Here is a 22,121-nt window from a genome sequence, read left to right on the forward strand (position 1 = left end):
CAAGGACGACACATGACTGACTTTACTCTTCCCGAAGCCAGCCCTCAGGCCGACGCGGCATTCCGTGCCGGTCTGGCCGCTGGAAAATTTCTGATCCAGCGCTCAAAAACCACCGGTGAATACAACTTCTACCCACGCGTCCTGTCCCCCACCACCGGAGCAGACGATCTGGAATGGGTCGAAGCCTCGGGCCGCGGCACTGTCTTTGCCTCGACCATCATCCGGCGTCCGGCAAAATACGGCGGTGACATCAACAACGTGCTGATTGATCTGGATGAGGGTCCGCGCATGTTCAGCCGAGTTGTGGACGTGGACAACGAAGCGATCACCATCGGTATGAAAGTACAGGCCGTTGTCATGACCCCCGACTTCGGACCCAACGCAAAATCCGGCGAAGCCGCCGTGTTCTTCAAGCCCGCGGAGTAAGGAATTCAATCATGGCACATGCACTTCGCGGCAAATCCGCAATCGTTGGCAAAGGCTATTGGGGCCTGGGCAAAACGCCCAACACCTCACCAATGGAACTGATTGCCAAAGCAACGCAGAACGCGCTGACCGATGCAGGCATGGACCTGTCCGAGATCGACGGCGTCTGTGGCGGCACCTTCTACCACTTCTTCCCCACCCTTTCGATCGCCGAGTATCTGGGCATCAAGCCAACCTGGGCGAACTCGGACATGGTGGGCGGGTCATCCTTCATGTCCTATCTGGTCGAAGCGACCATGGCGATTCAGTCCGGTCTTTGCAAGAACGTGCTGATCTGCTACGGCTCGAACGCGAAATCCGCGCGCGATCTCAACGGGTTGATTGAAACCCCGCAATGGGAACGCGCCTATGAACCAATGGTGCCGGTGCCGGGATATGCCTTCACCGCGCAACGCTATATGAACGAGTTCAACGTACCCAAAGAGCATTTCGGACATGTCGCCATCTCGGCCCGGAAATGGGCTCAGCTGAACCCCGATGCGACAATGCAGGATGACCTGACGATGGAGGAGTATCTGTCCTCGCCCATGGTTGCCGATCCACTGGCGGTTCTGGATTGCTGCCTGATGTCGGATGGCGGTGCCGCGATCATCGTGACCTCGGCCGACCGCGCAAAGGATTTTCAGGAAAAGCCCGCCTATTTCCTTGGGGGCGGCAATGCCATTTCCCACCGCGAGATCAGCCAGGCTGCCACGCTGACCACAACCTGTGCCGCGGAAAGTTCGAAACGCGCGTTCGAGATGGCCGGCGTCACCACCAAAGACGTGGATGTCGTCGAACTTTATGACGCCTTCACCATCAACACGCTGCTGTTCCTCGAGGACATGGGCTTTGTAAAGAAAGGTGAGGCGGGGGCCTTTGTAGCCGATGGCAACATCGCACCTGGTGGCTCGCTGCCAGTAAACACCAATGGCGGCGGGTTAAGTTGCGTACACCCCGGCATGTACGGCCTGTTCTGTCTGATCGAGGCTGCAACCCAAATCCGGGGCGACGGTGGCGATCGTCAGATCGACGATGTAAATGTCGCGATTGCCCATGGCAACGGCGGCACGTTCTCGAACGAGTTCACGACCGTTCTGGGCAGCGAAGCTGCGCTTTAAGTGATCAAAGTGGGGCGCAATTGCGCCCCCAAAGCTTGAGATTTTGCTAATACGATAAAACGCAACCTGCCGAAGACGTACCCTCGGCAAGGGTTATTTAGCGTCTGAAGCAGACAATCCAAGTTCGTTTTGTTGGTAAAGCCCTAAGCCCGACCGCCAATCTGGCGGCCGGGTTTAGGCTTCAAACCTACGTTTCTCGTGTCTTTAAAGTACAGGTACGCGCGCTGCAGGAGGGGTCGAGCGCGACCGTCCGGTACGCATCTTACCATCAATCATAACAGCCCCAACTCCGGGGATGTTGCCGACGGCCATTCCTTCCAAAACGTTCTTACCGTCCGATCCCTCTGGGCGGTCCATGAACACCAGATCGGCTGGACGGCCAGGTGCCACGATCCCTTGTGCAAGACCCCGTCTCTTTGCCACGTTTCCGGTGCCACAGCACCACGCCTGTTCGGCAGGCAATCCGCCAATACTGGCCAACAGAGTTGCCATCCGCAGCATTCCGTTCGGCTGTACGCCGGACCCTGCTGGGGCATCCGTTCCAATCAGGAAATCGGCAAGGCGTCCTTCGGCCAGAGCGCCTTCCAGTGTCACAAGTACCGATTTCTCGTTACCATTGTGTACGGCTTCAAGCGCCCCTTTCGCGTGACGGCAAAGCTCTCGGATTTCATCCTGCGAAATTGAGGTTGGTCCGCCATTGATATGACTGACTACGTCCGGTTGCGCCTCTAGCACATCTGCAGCTCGAACATCGTGAGAGCCCGCAATCGAAGGGCCGCCAGTATGCATAATGGTTTCAATTCCCAATTCCCGACACCAGCCAGTGACGCGTGCCGCGTCAGGGCCTTTGGCTACTGTCCCAAGGCCGATCTCACCAATATGCCGGATACCGGCCGCCTTTATTGCCGCATAGAAATCGCGATCAAAATCAAGTTCAGGCACTGGCGCTCCCGCCAAAACCTTGGCACCGGACGGGCGGAAATTTGAATAGCAACGTTGTGCCACCATCGCCAATGCCTTGACGCCTTCGGCATCCTTGGGGCGACCGGGCAGATGGACTTCGCCCGCGGAAATAAAGCTTGTGACGCCGCCGTTAACATTCATTTCGATCCAGCCGATCTGGCTTTGGCGTGGGGTCCAATCGCCGAAAACCGGGTGGCAATGGCCATCAATCAGGCCCGGTGCGACCGCACAACCAGAGGCATCGATGATGCGATCCGCATCGCTGGCCTCAAGGCCCACAATCTCTCCGTCTTCGATGAGAAGGCTATCACTGTCCGCAATAGGCGAGTCCAGATCACCGGTCAGAAGCAAACCGATGTTGCGGATTAGTGTGCGACCCTGTTCCGGCGTGTCTTTTGGTGCGTCAGCCATCTGATCCCCCATTTGGCGTGTGATTTCTGGTTCATATTTGGATCAAAAAAAGCACGCCAAGTAACCGTTCGGCCGTCGTGCTTCCTTCAGACATTTTCATTAGTATACCAGCGATATTTAAAGGCCTGTGTCAAGGCCTTCTAGTTGGCGCTACGCCGGGATTGGCTACCCTTGAGCGGTTGATTGACCAGAGCCAACCAATCCTCGCCTGTCAGATAGAAACCTACATTCCCCAAGCCGCAGTTTAGTACCGCGGCTTGGGGGTTGTTGGCCCCTTTTGCCCCGGTTCAGGAAAACGCTTTGATGACTTTGGCGTAGTTGTCCAGCATCTCAAGCTCTTCATCCTGCGTGAAGTATCCGACGTGATGCCAGACGACGAATTCTTCGGTCCCGTATTTCTCTTTCAATGCACCAACCTGATCAATCACCTGGTCTACGGTGCCTTTCCAGACCCGACCCATCGGCACATGATATGGCGGGGCGTTATAGGCGAAATTGAACAGTTCCTCGAAATCGCGATAGTGCCGTTCGGCCTGCGCGTCGGTCGATCCGATGGTCAAATGCCCGCCCAAAACCAGAGTGTTTCCAACCGTCAGATCGGTATGGCCATGGTGGTGCGCTTCTTCCAGATAGATCGGCATCGTCATATCCATGAACTCATCCTTGGACACAAAAGACACCAGCTTGGCGCCTTCCTTGGCCCAGAACTTCGCTGTCTCCATCGACCACGAAAACGGCACGTAAAGCGGTGGAAAATCCCGCCCGTCGGTCCGCTTACGCGGGCGCGGAACAATACCCATTTTGCGCAACGTGCCATTATCGTCCACCGCGCCTTCGCCTCCATACTTTGCATTCGGGGGGAAGGGCCACGTGATGTTGTCCGCAGGGATGTTCCAAAACTCACCATGATGACTGAAGGTTTCGTTGGTCCAGGCCTTTTTGACCACGGCCCAACTTTCCTCCATCAATCGACGGTTCCGGGCATCTTCCTTGGATCGGTCAGATTGGGTTGTTGTGATATCAAGATGCTGCGCCAGTGTATTCAGCCAGCGCGGCGTGTTGCCTCGAACAAACCCACAGAACAATCGGCCACCAGACATGTGATCGATCATTGCAAGATCCTCGGCTAGACGCATCGGGTGATGCGCCGTCAGCGCCATACCCACCTGCCCCACCATCAGATTCCTGGTGTTTGCAGCGATGTGCATGTTCCACAAAAGCGGATTGGTCGTGGTTTCGATTCCTTCCACCTGAAAGTGATGCTCGGTCATGCAAAACCCGGCATACCCATTTTCGTCGGCAAACTTCATCTGCTCGGTTGTCCGCTCCAACAGCGTTTCATACCGATCCGGGTCCGAGCCGGGCAGAACGACATCTTCGCCCTTTGAACGCATGTAGGGTTGCACAAGGATATGGGATTTCATGGTATTACCTAAGGTTAGTGACCGATAACTAAATACTATTCTATGACCTCTCAGCGGAACTTGATTTGGGTCAAGAAACGCAAAAAGGGCGCCCTGTTTCCAGAACGCCCTTTAGAACCGCTGTCTGTGAAGAAGGAGGAGTTACAGACAGCGATCAGCCCGACACACAACGCCGGGTTCACCGGCCTGCATGATCAATTCGTGGCTGACAGCGCGGGGCAATGCCCGCGCCATGAAGGCGCGCGCTGCATCCACCCGATCCGCATAGTATTCTGGCGATTGAGAACCTGCTGCAGCGGTGGCCACCCGTGCAATCCGGGCGGACATCCAGGCCGATACGCTCAACGCCACGATTTCCAGATAGTCGCACGCCCCGGACAGCACGTCACCTTGCGCCGTGCCCAGCACCCAATCGGTCGAGCGCCCAAGCCGGGATGCCGCATCGCGCAAGTTATTCTCTAAGTCAGAGAGGTCGTCGCCCAGTTTGCCCGCCTCGTCCAGCATATCGGCCACCAGACCCTTGATGACGGCACCATTGTCGCCGCGCACCTTACGCATAACCAGATCACGGGCCTGAACAGCATTGGTACCTTCGTAGATTTCAGTGATCCGCACATCACGCACCAGCTGTTCGACGCCGTAATCCTTGATGAAGCCATGCCCGCCATGCATCTGCACAGCCTCATTCGCCATTCGTGATCCCATGTCCGAAAGGTAGGACTTGATGACCGGCGTCAGTAGCGAAAGGCGCGCGTCTGCCGCTTTGCGCTGCTCGGACGTAGCGGCACGATGAGCTTCGTCCAACAGGCCCGCTCCGAAATAGGCTAGCGCACGGGCGGCGTCCATTTCGCCCTGGGCCGTCAGCAGGCGGCGGCGTACGTCCGCATGGGCAATCAGCGGATCTGCAGGACCGTTCGGGTTCAACGGTTCCCCGTCCGCGCGCCCCTGAAGACGTTCGTGGGCATATGTCGACGCGGTTTGCACAGCGGCCTCAGCCACGCCCAACCCCTGCAAGCCGACCGACAGGCGCGCGGCGTTCATCATTATGAACATCGCGGCCAGGCCTTTACCCTCGTCACCGACGATCCAGGCCTTGGTGTCTTCAAACGAAATCGCGCAGGTGGGTGATCCGTGGATACCCATCTTGTTCTCGATCCCGGCAATGGTGATCGTGTTTTGCTGGTCCGTCGTGTTGTTGTCCGCATCCAGCATGTATTTTGGTGCCAAAAACAGTGACAGTCCACGCGGTCCGGGCTGAGCGCCCTCGACCCGCGCCAGGATCAGATGGGCGACATTTTCCGACATGTCGTGGTCGCCCCAGGTGATGAAGATCTTGTTACCGGTGATGGCATAAGATCCGTCATCATTTCGCACGGCCTTGGTGCGGATCAGGCCCAGATCGGTGCCGCAATGCGGCTCGGTCAGGTTCATGGTTCCGGCCCAGTTGCCGGACGTCAGCTGAGGGCAATAGACCGCCTTTTGTTCGTCCGATCCATAGGCCATCAGCGCTTCGACAACGCCGAAGTTCAGTTCGTGGATCAGGGCAAAAGCCAGATTGGTTCCGGCCATCCCTTCACGCAGGGCGGCATGCAGGACGAAGGGCAGTTGTTGGCCACCATATTCTTCCTCCAGTGCCAGCGCGTTCCAGCCGTCTTCGCAGAATACCTTATAGGCATCACTAAACCCGGGGGCGGCATGGACCTGACCGTCTTCCAACCGCGCACCCGGGCTATCGCCCGCCTCATTGCAGGTTGCCAGATTGTCGCGCACAAACCCGTTGATCGCGTCAACGACCGCAAAGAACGTATCTTTGTCGCAATGCTCATATCCAGGCAGTGCCAGCGTTTTGTCGAGGTCAAGAACCTCGTCCAACAGAAAAGTAATGTCCCGCTGCGGGAGTTGATAGTCCATACCTATGATCCCTCAGTTTTTGAGCGGCTTGCCGGTCGTCATGGTGTGGCGCATTCGTTCGATTGTCTTATCCTTTCGGATCAGGCGCATCATGCCTTCGGCTTCCAGCCTGTGCAGCGCTTCTTCATCCAGAACGCCGCCCTCACCCCCGGCCAGTACGTGCGCCGTTTCACGCGCAATCTCGACCGTGTAGGGCGCGTCTGGCATAGCCTCGGCCAGTGCGGCCAGTTTGAGCTCCAGCGCGGCATTGATAGCGGCGGCATCCAGCGTGATCTCGGCCTTTGGCGCGGGTTTGTACCCGTCAGCCAGCGCCAGAGCCGCCGCCTTGGCCTCGGCCAGAAGGCGGTCGCGGTTCATGACAACGCCGTCCGTCGCGCGCAGATAGCCCGCGTGTTGCGCCATCGGGGCAGAGCCGGTCATCAGCGCCACAGAAATCACATCGAACGCAGCCTCGGCCCCTTTGACCGGATCACCCAACTCCGCCGCCTTGAGCAGCAACAGGGCTGTGGTTCCGCCCCACGCAGGCAGCAGGCCAACATTGGCCTCGACCAACCCGATATTGCTTTCCAAAGCGGCCATGACCCGATCCGAGTGCATTAGGATTTCGCAGCCGCCACCAAGGGCCAGACCACAGGCGGTCGAGACAACCGGGAACGGCGCGTACTTGATCTTGCGCATCGTGGCCTGACCGATGGCCAGTTGCCCTTCGACCAGATCCAATTCCCCCGCATCAGCACGATCCAGCGCTTTTTTTAGGTTCGCGCCCACAGAAAAGTGGTTGCCGTCCGACCCGATGACCATCGCTTTGAAGTCTCGGCCTACAACGTCCAGTGCTTCGCTCACACCTGTCATCACCTGATCATCCAAAGCCGCATTAGGTGCCGTGATCGTCAGCAGAGCGACACCATCACCCATATCGCGCAGCACAACAGCCTCGGTCTGGAACACCGGAGCATCCGTCAGGTCCGATGCAAAGATCACGCCGGGCCCACGCGGCACATCTGCCTGTTCGCCCGAAGGCAACAGCACGTTACGGTCACGGCCCTGACCTGAATAAATCCCGCCGCGGTCAGCGGCCCGCGCCAGCAAGGGCGGCACATTCTGACCTTCTGCCTTCAAGCGAGCCACAATCTTGTCCGCACCAATCTTGTCGATCAACTTGAATGGGCCCATGCGCCAATTATATCCTAGCTCCATCGCTGCATCGATATCCGCCGGGTTGGCGGTAATCTCGGGCACGCAGTAAGCTGCGTAAGACAAAGTCGGCCCCATTACGGCCCAGGCATAGTCACCCAACCGATCACCGGCCTGATCAATGAAGTCGACACCAAAGCTTTTGGTCAGCTCCGGGCCCTTGGCCTGTGCACGATACTCCAGCGTTGCCAGATCGACGGCTTCGGCGACTGGCTTGCCATTGGCGTCCTTAGATCTGCGATAGAAACCCGCACCGAACTTGCGACCGGCCAAACCCTTGGCGGCCATCTGATCGAACAGCTTCAGACCGTCGGTATGGAATTGCTGCGGATCATCAGCGTCGAGCAGATTGCGCATAGACAGACGCGATTTCCCCATCAGGTCGATACCGATCAGGTCCATCAACGCGAATACACCCGTTCCGGGCACGCCGAAGGGACGGGCCAGCACTGTATCAGCCTCTTCAACTGTGATGCCACGCGCCACGGCCTCGCGGGCAGCGGCGTTCATCCACAGCCCGCCCAGACGGTTGGCGATGAAACCGGGGCGGTCGTTGCAGGGCACGACGGTTTTGCCGAGGCGTTCATCGCTGAACGCACGCGCACGTTCCGCAGCAGCCGGATCTGTGTCCGGTCCGGTCACAAGCTCAATCAGGCGCATATAGCGCGGCGGGTTGAAGAAATGCACGATGATGAACCGCTTGCGCAGGCTTTCATCCATCTGGCTGACCAGATCGGCCAGCGGAATGGTCGAGGTGTTCGAGCTCAGCAGCGCGTCCTCGCGAAGGTAGGGTGCAATTTTCGCATAGAGCGCGTGTTTGATGGCGAGGTCTTCCAGAACAACCTCAACCACCCAATCACAGGTCGAAAGCTGATCCAGATCATCATCCAGATTGCCCGCTGTCAGTCGGGCCGCATAGGCCGGATCGGCCAGTTGCGGCGCGCGGCCCTTGGTCATGCGTGCAATGGCACCTCTAGCCAACATCGAGCGGTCTTCGGCATCCTTTGGTACGATGTCCAGCAAAACGACTTCGGCACCGGCATTGGCGAAATGGGCGGCAATGCCTGCCCCCATCACGCCCGAGCCGATGACAGCAACTTTTTTGATCGCAGTCATTTACAGAACCTCGAACAGACCAGCAGCACCCATGCCGCCGCCGATGCACATAGTGGCAACGATGTACTTCGCGCCGCGTTTCTTGCCCTCGATCAGCGCGTGACCGACCATACGCGTGCCCGACATACCATACGGGTGGCCCACGGAAATCGCGCCGCCATCGACGTTCAGGATCTCATTCGGGATGCCCAGCTTGTCACGGCAATACAGGGCTTGCGATGCAAAGGCCTCATTCAATTCCCACAGGCCGATATCATCCATCTTGAGGTCATTGCGTTCCAGCAATTTCGGCACTGCAAACACCGGGCCGATCCCCATCTCATCGGGCTCACAACCCGCGACGACGTAACCCATATAGCGACCCAGCGGCTCGAGCCCGCGCTTTTCAGCCAGCTTTTCTTCCATCACCACCTGCGCCGAGCCACCGTCGGACAATTGCGAGGCGTTACCAGCCGTGATCCACTTGTCCTCGCCCATGACTGGAGTGAGACCTTGCAGGCTTTCCAGCGTGGTCGAAGGACGGTTGCACTCGTCCTGGGTCAGCGTGACCTCTTCATAGGTGATCTCGCCGGTTTCCTTGTTCTTGTTCGCCTTGGTGACCGTGATTGGCACGATCTCGTCATCGAACTTGCCCGCAGCCTGCGCCGCGGCTGTGCGTTGCTGCGATTGCAAGGCAAATGCATCCTGCGCCTCGCGAGTGATGCCATAGCGTTCGGCTACTTTATCGGCGGTCGCGATCATCGGATCGTAGAACCCACGAATGTTCTGCGCGATCCAGTCCTCTTTCAGGCGATAGGTGTTATCGCGACCCATCACCAGGGAAATGCTTTCTGCTCCGCCGCCAACGACAACGTCACAGCCGTCCACCATGACCCGAGAACACGCGCGCGTCAGGGCCTCAAGACCGGACGAGCAGAACCGGTTGATGGTTTGGCCCGATGCGGTCACGGGCAGACCGGCGCGCATGGCGACCTGACGGCCAAGATTGCCGCCATTTGCACCTTCGGGGACGGCATTGCCGATGATCACGTCCTCGATTTCAGACGCGTCAACACCGGCGCGTTTGACCGCCTCGGCGACAGCATGGCCACCATAAACGGCGGGGTGAGTGTCGTTGAAAGCACCACGAAAGGCTTTGCCAATTGCAGTACGGGCGGTCGAGACGATTACAGCAGAACGCATTAGATTGATCCTTGAAGGAAGTATTAGATGTCAGTGGGCAGCTTGTAGTCGGCGTATTGCTCACGCAGATGCAGCTTTGAAACTTTGCCAGTCGCGGTGTGCGGAAGCTCGGCCTGGAACACCACGTCGTCGGGCGTCCACCACTTGGCGATCTGACCGTCATACAGTTCCAGAATGTCCTCGCGGCTGACATCCGATCCGTCACGCTTGACTGCAACGATCAATGGGCGTTCGTCCCATTTGCGGTGCTTGGCGGCGATACAGGCGGCCTCCAGAATGTCCGGGTGGCTCATCGCGATGTTTTCCAGATCGATCGAGGAAATCCACTCGCCGCCCGATTTGACCACGTCCTTGGTTCGGTCGGTCAGGCGCAGATAGCCTGTCGGGTCGATCGCCGCCACATCACCGGTGATGAACCAACCGTCCTCGGTAAAGGCATCGGCACCGGCCCCACCCCAATAGCTTTCAGCAACCCAGTGGCCGCGCACCTGCAACATACCCGAGGCAACGCCGTCATGTGGCAGCAACGCGCCTTCATCATTAACGATGCGCATCTCGACCCCATAAAGCGCACGGCCCTGTTTGGTTTTCAGCGCAAGGCGGTCGTCGATTGGCAGTTTATCCTCGCCCCATTTGGGCACCGAAAGCGTGCCGACGGGGCTCAGCTCGGTCATACCCCAGCCATGCACCACGTCGATACCGTGGCCTTTTTCGATCTGCTCGATCAGTGACAGAGGTGCCGCTGAACCTCCCATCATCGCGCGTTTGACTGTTTTTAGCCTGGCGCCCTGCTGATCCAGATATTCGAACAAGCCCAGCCAGACAGTTGGTACACCCGAGATCATCGTGACCTCTTCGTCGTCCATAAGTTCGCGCAGCGGGGCCGGATCCATGCCCGGTCCGGGCATAACCAGTTTGGTGCCGTTCATCAGGGCCGCATAGGGAATACCCCAGGCACAGGCGTGGAACATCGGCACCACGGGCAAAGTGGCATCACGCGAGCTGAGCGCAAGCCAGTCGCCGCCAGACACGCCCATGGCGTGCAGCACGGTCCCACGATGGGAATACAAAACGCCTTTGGGATTGCCTGTTGTGCCAGATGTGTAACACAGCGCCATGGCCGCGTTCTCATCCAGTTCGGGCCAGTCATAAACCTCGGGCTTGCCCGCGATCAGAGATTCGTAGTCAAGGACCAGGGTCTTCATCTGCGGCACCTGATCCGGGCCAGACAGGCTGAACCAGGCCTGAACGCTGGGGCAGCGGGCCGAGACAGCATCGATCAGCGGCGCAAAAGTCGTGTCGAAGAACATTTGCGTGTCTTCGGCGTCGTTGATAATAAACGCGATCTGATCGGGATGCAGGCGCGGATTGATCGTGTGGCAAATCGCACCGATGCAAGCCAATGCATAATAGAGTTCCAGATGCCGATTGTTGTTCCAGGCCAGCGTCGCGACGCGGTCACCCGGCCCCACACCAAGTTCGGTCAAAGCGTGCGCCAGTTGTTGGGTCCGTCGCCCCATATCCGCAAAGCTGTAGCGATCAATCGTCATGTCCGAGTTGCGCCAGACAATCTCCGCCTCGGGATGCGCACGCATGCCATGACGGAAAATGCTGGTCACCGTCAGTGGCATCGTCATGATCTGACCGGGAATCGTCGTTTTTTCTGCGCTCATTTTTTGCCTCTCAATGTGTTTTTCTGCATCTGCGTCCGTCACAGAGGCGCAGGCGGCATTTCTCCGATGTCCCGTTCGATCCGCCACGACATCTGCAAAACACCCAGATCGTCAAAGCGGCGTCCGACCAGCTGAACACCGATCGGCAGCCCGTTACGGTCCAATCCGACCGGAATACTGGATGCCGGTTGCTCGGTCAGGTTGAACAGGAACGTATTGGCCCAGCTTTCGAACGGCATATCGGGGTCAGACCCCGGCAGGTCGGCAGCAAAAGCGGTGTCCGGTGTCGATGGCAGCAGGACAAAATCATGGCCGTCAATCAGCGCCAACGCACGTTCGCGCAACGCCTGCGTGTGATCGAAATTCCGCTGATGCTCAACAGCGGACAATGCGCGTGCATCGTTGGTCCAGTCGCGGATATAGGGCGTTTTCACCTGTTCGGCCTCGGGTTGGCGCATCAGCTCGGACAGAGTACGTATTTTATAGAACGCTTCGGCGGGTTCCCAGTCTGTTCGGCTGAACGGTGCGGTTTCAAGATAGGTGATCTGAACACCCATATCCCGCAGAACTTGCGCCGTCCGTTCCAGCGCTGCCTGAACATCTTCCGCCACCGGTTCGCCCAAGCCCAGCTCTGGGATAACTAGAACCGACATGCCTTTGCGGTCGCCGCGCGTCAGGCGCGAGACATAGTTCACGCCGTCCCGTGCCAAAGCCGCGAAATCGCGCGTATCCTCTCCGGTCAGAACATTCATATGCAGCGCGACGTCGCCAAAATTGCGGGCCAACGGCCCCGCTGTGATCGCCGGGCTGTTGCAGACGTAATAGGGCACACGCCCCTGGCTGGGTTTCAGCCCGGCCAGCCCACAATACGAGGCTGGCAGGCGGATGGACCCCACGATGTCAGTGCCAATCGAAACCGGCTCTATCCCAGCGGCAACACTGGCCGACGCGCCCGAAGATGATGCGCCTGTTGTGCGCGATACATCCCATGGATTGCGGGTAACCCCATGCTTTGAGCTCACTCCGCCGGCAAGAATGCCATAATCACACATGGTATTCTTGCCCAGGATCACGGAACCGGCCTCACGCATGCGTGCGACCGTGGGATGATCGGTTGTGCTGACCGATGCCTCACCCGCCGCTGATCCGCGATAGGCGGGCATACCGATGCAATCCATTGCGTCTTTGACGGTCGTCGGCACGCCATCCAGTGGTCCCATTGGTATGTTGTCGTGCCAACGTTTCTCGGACGCCCGGGCCGCTTCAAGCGCACCCTCGGCATCCACGTGGTAAATCGCATTGATCCTAGGATTAACCGACTCAATACGGGCCAGCGCAGCTTGCGTGACCTCGACCGGAGACAGCTCCAGCCGGGCAAAGGCCTGCACCATGGCACGCGCCGAAAGTTGGGAATAGGGGGCGGTCATTCGGGGGCTCGATCAGATAAAGGGGATCAGTCTTCGGTGCGCTGGACGTAATAGACTTTGGCCGCAATCTTCCAGCCCTCGCCGGTGCGGACCAGCGACAGGTAGTCGATGAAGTATCGCGGCTGCACGGTGCAGTCGATCTTGACAAAGGCCGTGTTTGGCCCTGACTGGTCGATCGAGATGGTGTGACCATAGACCGGATAGCCTTTGGATTTTGGGCTTTCGCGACCGCCGATGACCTCTTTGTACTTTTCCAGCGTCATGTGGACATAGCTGCCATCCTCGTTGGCGCAGCAAAGATCACATTCCGGCAGAAACATCTGGTCGGTCTTGCTGATGTCTCCATCATGCAGGTTTTCGATATACGCCTGCATCAGGGTTTCGATCTCGGCAAATGCGGTCATAGGATATCCTCGGTCATGAGTGTCTTGAAACGCAGGTGGGGTTGGATGTCAGGCGGCCTTGTCGGCAAGCAGGTCCTGGCGATACCGTTTGAGGTCTTCGATCGTGCCGACCTTAAGGCCGTGCCGGGCCCCAAATTCCAACAGATCCGGCAGGCGCGCCATTTCACCGTCATCATTCATGATTTCGCAGATCACACCGGAATCCCCCTGCCCGGACAGGCGGGCCAGATCAACTGCGGCTTCGGTGTGGCCTTCGCGTTCCAGCACACCGTGCGGCTTTGCTACCAATGGAAACAGATGCCCGGGCGAAACCAGATCTTCCGAAGAGCCGTTGTCGGATACCAAAAGTGCGATGGTCCGCGCCCGATCGCTGGCGGAAATGCCGGTGGTCGTGCCTTCTTTCGCGTCCACCGAAATGGTGAACGCCGTATGATGCGGATCCGTGTTCAACGCTGTCATGGGGCCAAGGCTGAACTGCTCGGCCCGCTCGGGCGGAATGGCCATGCAGATCAAACCCCGACCAAAGCGTGCCATGAAGTTTACCGCGGCCGCATCCGCGCAGGCGGCTGGAATCACCAGATCGCCCTCATTCTCGCGGTTTTCATCGTCGACAAGAATTACCATACGGCCTTGTTCGCAATCCGTAATGATCTCTTCGATGGGCGACAGCTGATAAACTTCATGCAGATCGAACACGGTCTTCCCCTTATCCGTTCAGAGGCTTGATGACGCCTTCGGCAAATTCGATCAGAGCTTCCTGCTCGATCTCGTCGCCAAAGTAGTTCACGTGGTGCCAGACAAAGAATTCGTCGATCTGATAGCGCTCGGCCAACTCACCGACCTGGTCCAGAACCTGTTGGCGCGAACCGTCCCAGACGCGGCCCAGCGGAACGTGATAGGGCGGCGCGTCGTAGGCCGAGAACCACAGGTTGTCGAACATTTCGCGGTACTGTTTGGTCTTGGCCGGAGTCTTGCCCATCATCAGATGCGCACCCAGAGCCAGAACGTCGTTGTTGGTGGTTTGAGGCAGCCCGTTTTCATGCGCTGCCTTCAGGCAGTTCTCAAGGATCACCGGCATGAATTCTTCTTTGTCGGCAGTCACGAAGGACACCATTTTGGCCCCTTCCGACGCCCAGAACTTGGCGGTTTCCATCGAATACGAGAACGGCGCGTACACTTTCGGGTGCGGCTTTTGCAGCGGCCGGGGAACGATGCCCGATTTGCGCAGGATCTTTTTGCTATCAACCGGGCTGTCACCACCCCAGAGTTTGGTTGGATTGAACTCCCACTCGACATTCGACGGGAAATTCCAGAATTCGCCCTGATGTTCGGTCAGGTCGTCCGTCCACAGCGACTTGATCAGACGCCAGTTTTCGTACAGCGCGCGACGGTTGCGCTGGTCGGCCTCGGACTTGTCAGATTCAGCCGAGGTGATGTCCAGGTGCTGCCCCATGGTCGCCGTCCAGCGCGGCGTGTTCCCGCGCGAGAAGCCTGCGAAGACGCGGCCGCCGGTCATGTGGTCCAGCATAGCGATGTCTTCGGCCGTCTTGATCGGGTTCATCGCGGTCAGGTTCATCCCCAACTGACCAACTTTGAAGTTCTTGGTGTGCTGGGCGATGTACATGTTCCAGAACAGCGGGTTCGTGGTGCATTCAACGCCTTCGACCTGCATGTGGTGCTCAGTCAGGCAGAAGCCTTCATAGCCAAGCTCCTCAGCAAGGACCATCTGATCACGCATCGTGTGCATCATCTTGTTGAACCGCGCAGGGTCACGTCCAGCAAGCTGAGTGTCCTCGCCATGCTGGCGTGCGAATGGAATGGCGAGAATCTTGAACTTCATGCAGGCGTCCCTCGGTGTGTGATTGAACGTTCACTAACATTCCCATACGGCCGGCAATTTCGTCAAGCCCCGAATTGTTTTTCCCTACGTCGCAACGGCACTGCGACGATTTCCAACTAGACAACACATAGGGATTTCAACATGTTGCCCTCAGGTAGAGTCCTATGGAGGCAAGCCGCGTGTTTTTGTATTCCGCTGCGCAAGTTGATGAATTTATTAATAAATCGCAGCTAGATGGCGTGTGCGTTGCGTTGGCGATTGATGCTGCACGCGAGGAGCTCAAACGCCTCGGAGACACTTTGCATCCAACACTGGTCAACACTTCGGCCACGAATCTGGCAACCGCGGGACAGGGGCAAATCGAGGCTCAGGCCATCCGCATGTCGCCAGAGGATTCGCTGCTGACCACATACCGTGTCTCGATCGTTCAGGCCGGACGCAATCCCGGTGAAGCCGCCACGCTGATGGAAGTGACCTGCACATTCTCAGTCGAAGCGCAACTGGCGGAAACGCCAAAATCCACTCAGGCTGAAAAGCCGCCCCGCGCCCTGTCCGACACCGCCGAGGAACGGCGGCGGCAGATCTTTGAAGGCGCGTGCAAGGTGATTGCCAAGCATGGGTTCGGCAATGCTTCGATGCGCGAGATTGCCAAAACATCCGGGCTGTCGGTTCCGCTGATGTACAAGTACATCAAGGACAAGGATGACATACTGCACCTGATCACTACGATGTGCATGCAGGACATCATCGACTTTTTTGATACCGGAGAACTGTTCACCGGCTCCGCCGATCAGAACCTTGAAAAAGCGGTTGACCGGTACATCGATTACATTGGTGAAAATCGCCGCTATATCAATCTGGTCTATTCGGAGACACGGTCCATGTCTGCCGAGAACCGCGCGCGTGTATTTGATATGGAGCGTGAATTCATGGGCCGCTGGAAAGGCATTCTGGACAAAGGGGTCGAGCAGAAAGTGTTCCGCCCCATGAACACAGAGTTGATGGCCAACTATCTGTATTTCCTGTGCAACGTCTGGTCACTCCGGCATTGGAGCATCGGAAAATTCCCGGAAAGCGAAATCCGAACCAGCCTGAAGGCGCTCATCATGGATGGTGTTTTAGTCAAAGCTGCTCCCTCCAAGAAATCCTGAGCGAACCATCGACCGATCTGGTTGGTTGATGCACAAACGCTTAGGCAATCAAGATGCAAATCTCTGTCGCTTCCAGGCGATTTGGTCGCAAATTAACTTGCGACACGTCTTGGGCGTGTCAAACTGCGCACATGACACCGCTCTCTAGTCCGAACCCTCTGGATCGCCGCGCAACCGGTTGTGACCTCGTCGTCTGTGGATGATGGCAGGCGCTCTGCGCCTTTTGCCCTCTGCCCAGACAACGGACAATTCGGACACCCTCATGACATCTCAAACCTTACGCCTGGCCATTGATATCGGCGGCACCTTTACCGATACGGTGCTCGTCTCGGACGATGAGACCATATTGGCTTCGACCAAGACGCTCACGACGCACCAAAATCCTGCAGATGGCGCGATGGAGGGCGCAAAACGTGTCATGGCGGAATCCGGCCGGTCGTTGAATGAAGTGACAAGTTTCATCCACGGAACGACGCTGGCGACCAATGCACTGATCGAACGTCGAGGCGCCGTTGTGGCAACTGTGACGACCGAAGGGTTTCGCGACATTCTGGAAATCGCGTATGAGCGGCGATATGCGCAATATGACATCAACCTGAAAAAGCCGGACCTACTGGTACCACGCGAACGGGCGCTGACCATTCGCGAAAGAATGGCTGCCGATGGGAATGTGTTGATCCCGCTGGACGCCAGTTCGATAGACGCACTGTTGGCCGAACTGGATACCACCGGTGCGGAAGCGGTCGCAATCTGTTTGATGCATGCCTATGCCAACCCGTCGCACGAACGCAGGCTGCGCGACATACTGGCCGAACGGCGCCCTGGCCTGACAATTTCAATTTCCTCTGATGTTAGCCCCGAGGCGCGCGAGTTCGACCGGCTTTGTACCACGGTCGCCAATGCCTACATCCAACCCCTGATGGAAAGCTATCTGGCGCGCTTTGCCTCACGGTTTCAGGAGGAAGGCGTGGCCTGCCCGATCCTGATGATGACGGCAGGTGGCGGCATGTGCACCGTTCAAACCGCCTCACGCTTTCCGATCCGGCTGGTCGAAAGCGGCCCCGCAGGTGGGGCTATTTTGGCGGCCCGGATCGCGGCGCGGGCTGGGATTGACGAGGTGCTGTCTTTCGACATGGGCGGGACGACTGCGAAGCTCTGCCTGATTGACAATGCACGGCCTCAAACCTCGCGCCAATTCGAAATCGCGCGGGCCGCGCGGTTCATCAAGGGATCGGGCATGCCGGTACGTATCCCTGTGGTCGAAATGATCGAGATTGGCGCGGGCGGCGGCTCAATCGCCGGGGTTGACCGTCTGGGTCGGTTGACTGTGGGTCCAAAATCGGCCGGATCAGAACCCGGTCCGGTAGCTTTTGGGCGGGGCGGCACAGAGCCAACCGTGACCGACAGCGACATTACCTTGGGCTATATTGTGCCGGACACATTTGCCGAAGGGTTTATCAAGATCGCCCCCGAAGCGTCTGAAGCTGCGCTGAACCGGGTCATCGCCGCGCGTCTGGGCACGAACGGCACTGCGGCAGCGGACGGCGTCAGTCGCATCGTCGATGAAAGCATGGCCAGTGCGGGCCGAATGCATGCGGTGGAGTCGGGCAAGGACCTCGGTTCGCGCACAATGATCGCTTTCGGCGGCAACGGCCCCCTGCATGCAAGCCGTGTGGCCCGATCCGCCGGGGTCCGTCGCATCGTGATCCCGCCCAATCCAGGTGTTGGATCCGCGGTGGGGTTCCTGTTTGCTCCGGTCAGTTTTGAGATCGTCAGATCAAGTTATTCTCTACTTGAATCCCTGGAACTGGAGCGGGTCAACGCCCTGTTTTCCGACATGATCGACGAGGCAAACCGGGTGGTTGCCCAAGGCGCGGGTGATGCACTCACCGAAACCCAACGCACGGCTTTCATGCGCTACAATGGTCAGGGCCACGAGATCGAGATTGCCCTGCCCGATCGCGACCTAACATTCGAAGACATAAAACCGCTGACCGATGCGTTCGAGGCGGAATACCGTAAACAATTCTCGCGTCCCGTGCCCGGGATGCAAATCGAGATCCTGAACTGGGCGGTCCGCGTCGCAACCCCAGATGCGGATGTTCCAGATTTGCCGGAAACGCCAGTTCTGACAACTATCACACCAGCCCAAACCCGCCCCATCACCTGCGATGTAGATGGTCAGATAAAGCAGGCTGGTTTTGTGCCACGCGACAGTCTGAGCCCCGGCGACCGGGTTTGCGGCCCAGTGCTGATCACGGAACCGCAGACGACGACTTTGGTCTCATCAGACTTCTCGGCGCATGTGGATGCCATTGGAAACCTCATCCTTATCCAAGATCCGAAAGGAGGTGTATGATGACTGCCGATCATTCCCCCGCCCGCCTGCAAGTCATGTGGAACCGCCTGCTTGCCGTGGTCGAAGAACAAGGTCAGACCCTGATCCGCGCCGCATTCTCACCCATTGTGCGCGAATGCGGCGACATCTCTGCCGGGATCTTTGACGCCGAGGGTCGGATGCTGGCACAGGCGGTTACCGGAACGCCGGGCCACATCAACACGATGGCCGAAGCCGTGATGCACCTGCGGGGCCATTTCCCGGTTCAGCACATGAAGCCCGGCGATATCTACATGACCAATGATCCTTGGCTGGCTTCGGGACACCTCAACGACTTTCTGCTGATGATGCCCGCATTCAAAAACGGCAAAGTCGTCGGCTTTACTTCATGCACATCCCATCTTGTAGATCTGGGCGGCCTTGGAATGGGCCCCGAAGGGTCGGATATCTATGATGAGGGCCTGCTGATCCCACCCTGCAAACTGGTCGAACAAGGCGTCCCGAACGCCTTGCTTTTGGACATTGTCCGCGCCAACAGCCGCGAGCCTATTGCTAATGACGGCGACATATATGCACTGATCGCTTGCTGCGAAGCGGGCGCGAATCGCCTGCTCAATATGATGGATGAGTTCGGGATCGACGATCTGGATCAACTGGGCGGCTACATCATTGACACCTCGCGCCGAGGTACGCTTGAAGCCATCGCTGAAGTGCCCGCAGGCACCTATAGAAACGTTCTGAGGATGGACGGCTATGAAAAAGAACTGGAACTGCATGCGACCCTGACGGTCAGCAAAACGGGCATGCATGTGGATTTCACGGGAACGTCGGGTTGTTCGGGCAAGGGTATCAATGTGCCGCTGAACTATGCGACCGCCTATACAGTTTTCGCCCTGCGCTGCATCGTCGGGTCTGACATCCCCAACAACGCCGGATCGCTGGAGCCGTTTACAGTGGACGGCCCAAAAGGCTGCATCCTCAATGCACAACGCCCCGCCCCGGTGGCAATGCGGCACACGCTAGGACAGGTAACACCAGATCTGGTGCTTGGATGCCTGCATCGGGCCCTACCAGATCAGGTCCCCGCCGAGGGCGCATCCTGCATGTTCGATCTGCCGATGCGGCACGCACCCGAAGTGGCGCGTGACGGAGGTCGGGAATTCGCGGTTGAACCTGTACATAATGGCGGCACCGGTGCCCGGCCACACGCGGATGGCTTGTCTGCCACAGCCTACCCTTCGGGTGTGTTCGGATCACAGGTCGAAATCACGGAAAGCGTGGCCCCGGTCACAATCTGGAAACGCGAACTACGCCAGGATTCTGGAGGTGCAGGCAAGTATCGCGGCGGTCTCGGCCAACGGATCGAGATGACCTCGGCCAATGGCGCACCCTTCCTCGTTTTCCTGTCGGTTGAGCGCCTCAAATTCCCCGCCCTCGGACGCATGGGTGGAAAACCCGGCGCACCCGGTCGTATTCGTTTCCGCGATGGCGAAAATGATATCCCGGGCAAAGGAGAACTGCGCGTTGAAGCTGACGACTACCTGATCTTTGAGACACCCGGAGGCGGTGGTTTTGGTGACCCAGCCGAGCGAGACCCACAGGCAATCTCCCTAGACCTCAAGCGCGGTCTGATCAGCGCAGAAGGCGCAAAATCCTATGGGGCCACATCATGATCCGCCCGGTTCCCCACATAAGTGCAATGGCGGCCTATGCGTTGGCCGACCTTGGCGGCGAAAACACTATCTCCTTGGCCCAGAACGAAAGCGCCTTTCCCGCAAGTCCCGCAGCCATCAAGGCGGGTCGTGACGCACTGGCCGATCTGCAATTGTATCCTGATCCGGAATGGTCGGAGCTGCGCACAGCAATTGCAGATGTGCATGGGCTCAATCCGGCACGGGTGCTGTGCGGAGCAGGCTCGATGGAGCTGATCGGCTGTTTGACCCGCGCCTATGCCGGGCGCGGTGATCGGGTCCTTGGCACGGATTACGGATATGCGTTTATCGCCTCAGCAGCAGCTCAGGTTCAGGCCGATTACGTCAAGGCGCGTGAAGTGGATCTGACCGTATCCGTCGACGATATCATCGCCGTGGTCACACCTGAAACGCGGATCGTCTTTGTCTGCAACCCTGGCAACCCGACCGGCACCCTGATCCCCAATTCCGAAATCCTTCGTCTGCGCGATGAACTGCCCACCGATGTTCTACTGGTCGTCGATCAGGCTTATGCTGAGTTTTCCGATCACATACATGATCCGGACGACATCTTCGCGCTGACCGATCGAGGGGACACTGTGATCATGCGCACCTTTTCCAAGGCCTATGGCCTGGCGGGAGCGCGTGCAGGATGGGGGTACTTCCCGCCCGAGATTGCGGCTGAACTGCGCAAATTGCTTAATCCAAACAATATTTCCATCGCTTCACAGGCGGCTGCAGTTGCAGCGATCCGCGATCAGGCGCATATGCAAAATGTGGTTGCCCGCACGACTGAAATCCGTGAACAATTTGCCGTGGAATGTCGTGCGTTGGGCCTAATCGTTCCTCAAAGCCACACAAACTTTGTGCTATTGCGCTTTGCCTCAACGCTGGATGCGCAACGGGCAGACGCGGCGCTGCGGGCGGACGACCTACTAATGCGCGGCATGGGAGGATACGGCTTAACCGACTGCCTGCGCGCCACAATCTGCGAGACGCCGATCATGGATCGGTGCCTGACCGCCCTGAAGGGAGCATTGAAGTGACCGAAACACGAACCGCAGCCAAAATCGGTGTTCTGGTACCTTTCACCAACACCAACCTCGAACCGGATATGGAGTTGTTGAGGCCGCCCAACACCACAGTCCATTTTCAACGCATGGGCGGGTATGACGTGGATGAAATTCCCGGCTCGGATCAGATGGCGGGGTTGGGTGCATCGGATATCACTCACGACCTGCGAATGATCTCAGGTATACGCCCCGATGTGGTGCTGTATGGCTGCACCTCGGCGACGCTGACCCACGGACCGTCCTTTGATGCAGAGCTGGCCCAGCAAATCAAGGCAGGCTCGGGTGCAGTTTCGCTGACCGCTGCGGGTGCGCTGATCGCTGGGGTCAAAGCCGTCGGCGCGACAAAGGTCGGCTTTTCATCACCCTATTTGGGCGAGATCAATGCACAAGCGATGGATTTCATGGCCCTAAACGGCATTGAAACCGTCAAATGTGCCGACGTGGGACGCGAACTTGGCAATTATGGGCAAGGTGAGCTGACCCCGGACGAAGTGTTCGATCTGGCGTGCAGGGCCGATCACCCGGAGGCGCAGGCAATCGTCCTAAGCTGCACAGACATGCGCTCGGTCGAGGCGATTGAACGGATTGAGGCCGCGCTGAACAAACCCGTCATTACCTCCAACCAAGCGATGGTCTTTGGACTGCTGAAAGCGCTGAATCTACCGCGTCACGAAACGTTACCTGGGCGTCTGTTCGACACTCTGTGATCAACAGCGAAGGCAAGTGGCACTTCTACG

17 protein-coding genes are annotated in these 22,121 nt (G+C 58.1%); 7 read left to right on the forward strand and 10 right to left on the reverse strand.

The window, feature by feature from the left end:
* The first annotated feature begins 12 nt into the window (after positions 1-12).
* Complete coding sequence (locus AC2FI8_RS08370) at positions 13-426, forward strand: Zn-ribbon domain-containing OB-fold protein (protein ID WP_496778416.1); 414 nt, start codon at positions 13-15, stop codon at positions 424-426.
* A gap of 11 nt (positions 427-437) precedes the next feature.
* Positions 438-1,586, forward strand: a complete 1,149-nt coding sequence (locus AC2FI8_RS08375; RefSeq protein WP_496778418.1) for an acetyl-CoA acetyltransferase — start codon at positions 438-440, stop codon at positions 1,584-1,586.
* A 204-nt stretch (positions 1,587-1,790) separates the two neighbouring features.
* Here the strand turns inward: AC2FI8_RS08375 and AC2FI8_RS08380 are convergent, their stop codons facing one another.
* From AC2FI8_RS08380 to AC2FI8_RS08425, 10 genes are all read right to left on the reverse strand, one after another.
* Positions 1,791-2,960: an amidohydrolase family protein gene (locus tag AC2FI8_RS08380; RefSeq protein ID WP_496766248.1), complete on the reverse strand. Its 1,170-nt coding sequence runs from the start codon at positions 2,958-2,960 to the stop codon at positions 1,791-1,793.
* 287 nt (positions 2,961-3,247) lie between these two features.
* Positions 3,248-4,384 carry an LLM class flavin-dependent oxidoreductase gene (locus AC2FI8_RS08385; protein WP_496778420.1) on the reverse strand — a complete coding sequence of 379 codons (1,137 nt, stop codon included), beginning with the start codon at positions 4,382-4,384 and terminating at the stop codon, positions 3,248-3,250.
* A 141-nt stretch (positions 4,385-4,525) separates the two neighbouring features.
* Positions 4,526-6,295: an acyl-CoA dehydrogenase family protein gene (locus tag AC2FI8_RS08390; RefSeq protein ID WP_496778422.1), complete on the reverse strand. Its 1,770-nt coding sequence runs from the start codon at positions 6,293-6,295 to the stop codon at positions 4,526-4,528.
* A gap of 12 nt (positions 6,296-6,307) precedes the next feature.
* Positions 6,308-8,605 carry a 3-hydroxyacyl-CoA dehydrogenase/enoyl-CoA hydratase family protein gene (locus tag AC2FI8_RS08395; RefSeq protein WP_496778424.1) on the reverse strand — a complete coding sequence of 766 codons (2,298 nt, stop codon included), beginning with the start codon at positions 8,603-8,605 and terminating at the stop codon, positions 6,308-6,310.
* On the reverse strand, positions 8,606-9,787 hold the full coding sequence (locus AC2FI8_RS08400; RefSeq protein WP_496778426.1) for an acetyl-CoA C-acyltransferase: 1,182 nt from the start codon (positions 9,785-9,787) through the stop codon (positions 8,606-8,608).
* 23 nt (positions 9,788-9,810) lie between these two features.
* Positions 9,811-11,460, reverse strand: a complete 1,650-nt coding sequence (locus AC2FI8_RS08405; RefSeq protein WP_496778428.1) for a long-chain-fatty-acid--CoA ligase — start codon at positions 11,458-11,460, stop codon at positions 9,811-9,813.
* Positions 11,461-11,498: 38 nt separating this feature from the next.
* On the reverse strand, positions 11,499-12,887 hold the full coding sequence (locus tag AC2FI8_RS08410; protein WP_496778430.1) for an amidase family protein: 1,389 nt from the start codon (positions 12,885-12,887) through the stop codon (positions 11,499-11,501).
* Positions 12,888-12,913: 26 nt separating this feature from the next.
* Positions 12,914-13,291 carry a nuclear transport factor 2 family protein gene (locus tag AC2FI8_RS08415; RefSeq protein WP_496778432.1) on the reverse strand — a complete coding sequence of 126 codons (378 nt, stop codon included), beginning with the start codon at positions 13,289-13,291 and terminating at the stop codon, positions 12,914-12,916.
* A 48-nt stretch (positions 13,292-13,339) separates the two neighbouring features.
* The gene (gene ribB / locus AC2FI8_RS08420; RefSeq protein WP_496778434.1) at positions 13,340-13,987 is read right to left on the reverse strand and encodes a 3,4-dihydroxy-2-butanone-4-phosphate synthase; all 648 of its coding nucleotides are present in this window, start codon (positions 13,985-13,987) and stop codon (positions 13,340-13,342) included.
* A gap of 10 nt (positions 13,988-13,997) precedes the next feature.
* The gene (locus AC2FI8_RS08425; RefSeq protein WP_496778436.1) at positions 13,998-15,131 is read right to left on the reverse strand and encodes an LLM class flavin-dependent oxidoreductase; all 1,134 of its coding nucleotides are present in this window, start codon (positions 15,129-15,131) and stop codon (positions 13,998-14,000) included.
* Positions 15,132-15,310: 179 nt separating this feature from the next.
* Between AC2FI8_RS08425 and AC2FI8_RS08430 the strand changes: the two genes are divergently transcribed.
* The 5 genes from AC2FI8_RS08430 to AC2FI8_RS08450 all read left to right on the forward strand — a co-directional run bounded on the left by AC2FI8_RS08430 (position 15,311) and on the right by AC2FI8_RS08450 (position 22,091).
* Positions 15,311-16,282 (forward strand): TetR/AcrR family transcriptional regulator, encoded by a 972-nt coding sequence (locus tag AC2FI8_RS08430; protein ID WP_496778438.1) that lies wholly within the window; start codon positions 15,311-15,313, stop codon positions 16,280-16,282.
* A 262-nt stretch (positions 16,283-16,544) separates the two neighbouring features.
* Entirely contained in the window at positions 16,545-18,641 is a 2,097-nt protein-coding gene (locus AC2FI8_RS08435; protein WP_496778440.1) for a hydantoinase/oxoprolinase family protein, read from the forward strand.
* Positions 18,641-20,293 carry a hydantoinase B/oxoprolinase family protein gene (locus AC2FI8_RS08440; protein ID WP_496778442.1) on the forward strand — a complete coding sequence of 551 codons (1,653 nt, stop codon included), beginning with the start codon at positions 18,641-18,643 and terminating at the stop codon, positions 20,291-20,293. Before AC2FI8_RS08435 ends, AC2FI8_RS08440 begins: the two co-directional genes overlap by 1 nt.
* Positions 20,290-21,357, forward strand: a complete 1,068-nt coding sequence (locus AC2FI8_RS08445; protein WP_496778444.1) for a pyridoxal phosphate-dependent aminotransferase — start codon at positions 20,290-20,292, stop codon at positions 21,355-21,357. The genes AC2FI8_RS08440 and AC2FI8_RS08445 overlap by 4 nt, the downstream gene beginning before the upstream one ends.
* Entirely contained in the window at positions 21,354-22,091 is a 738-nt protein-coding gene (locus tag AC2FI8_RS08450; RefSeq protein ID WP_496778446.1) for a maleate cis-trans isomerase family protein, read from the forward strand. Before AC2FI8_RS08445 ends, AC2FI8_RS08450 begins: the two co-directional genes overlap by 4 nt.
* The last annotated feature ends 30 nt before the right edge of the window (positions 22,092-22,121 follow it).

It is taken from the genome of Ruegeria sp. CDSB029 (assembly GCF_059611125.1).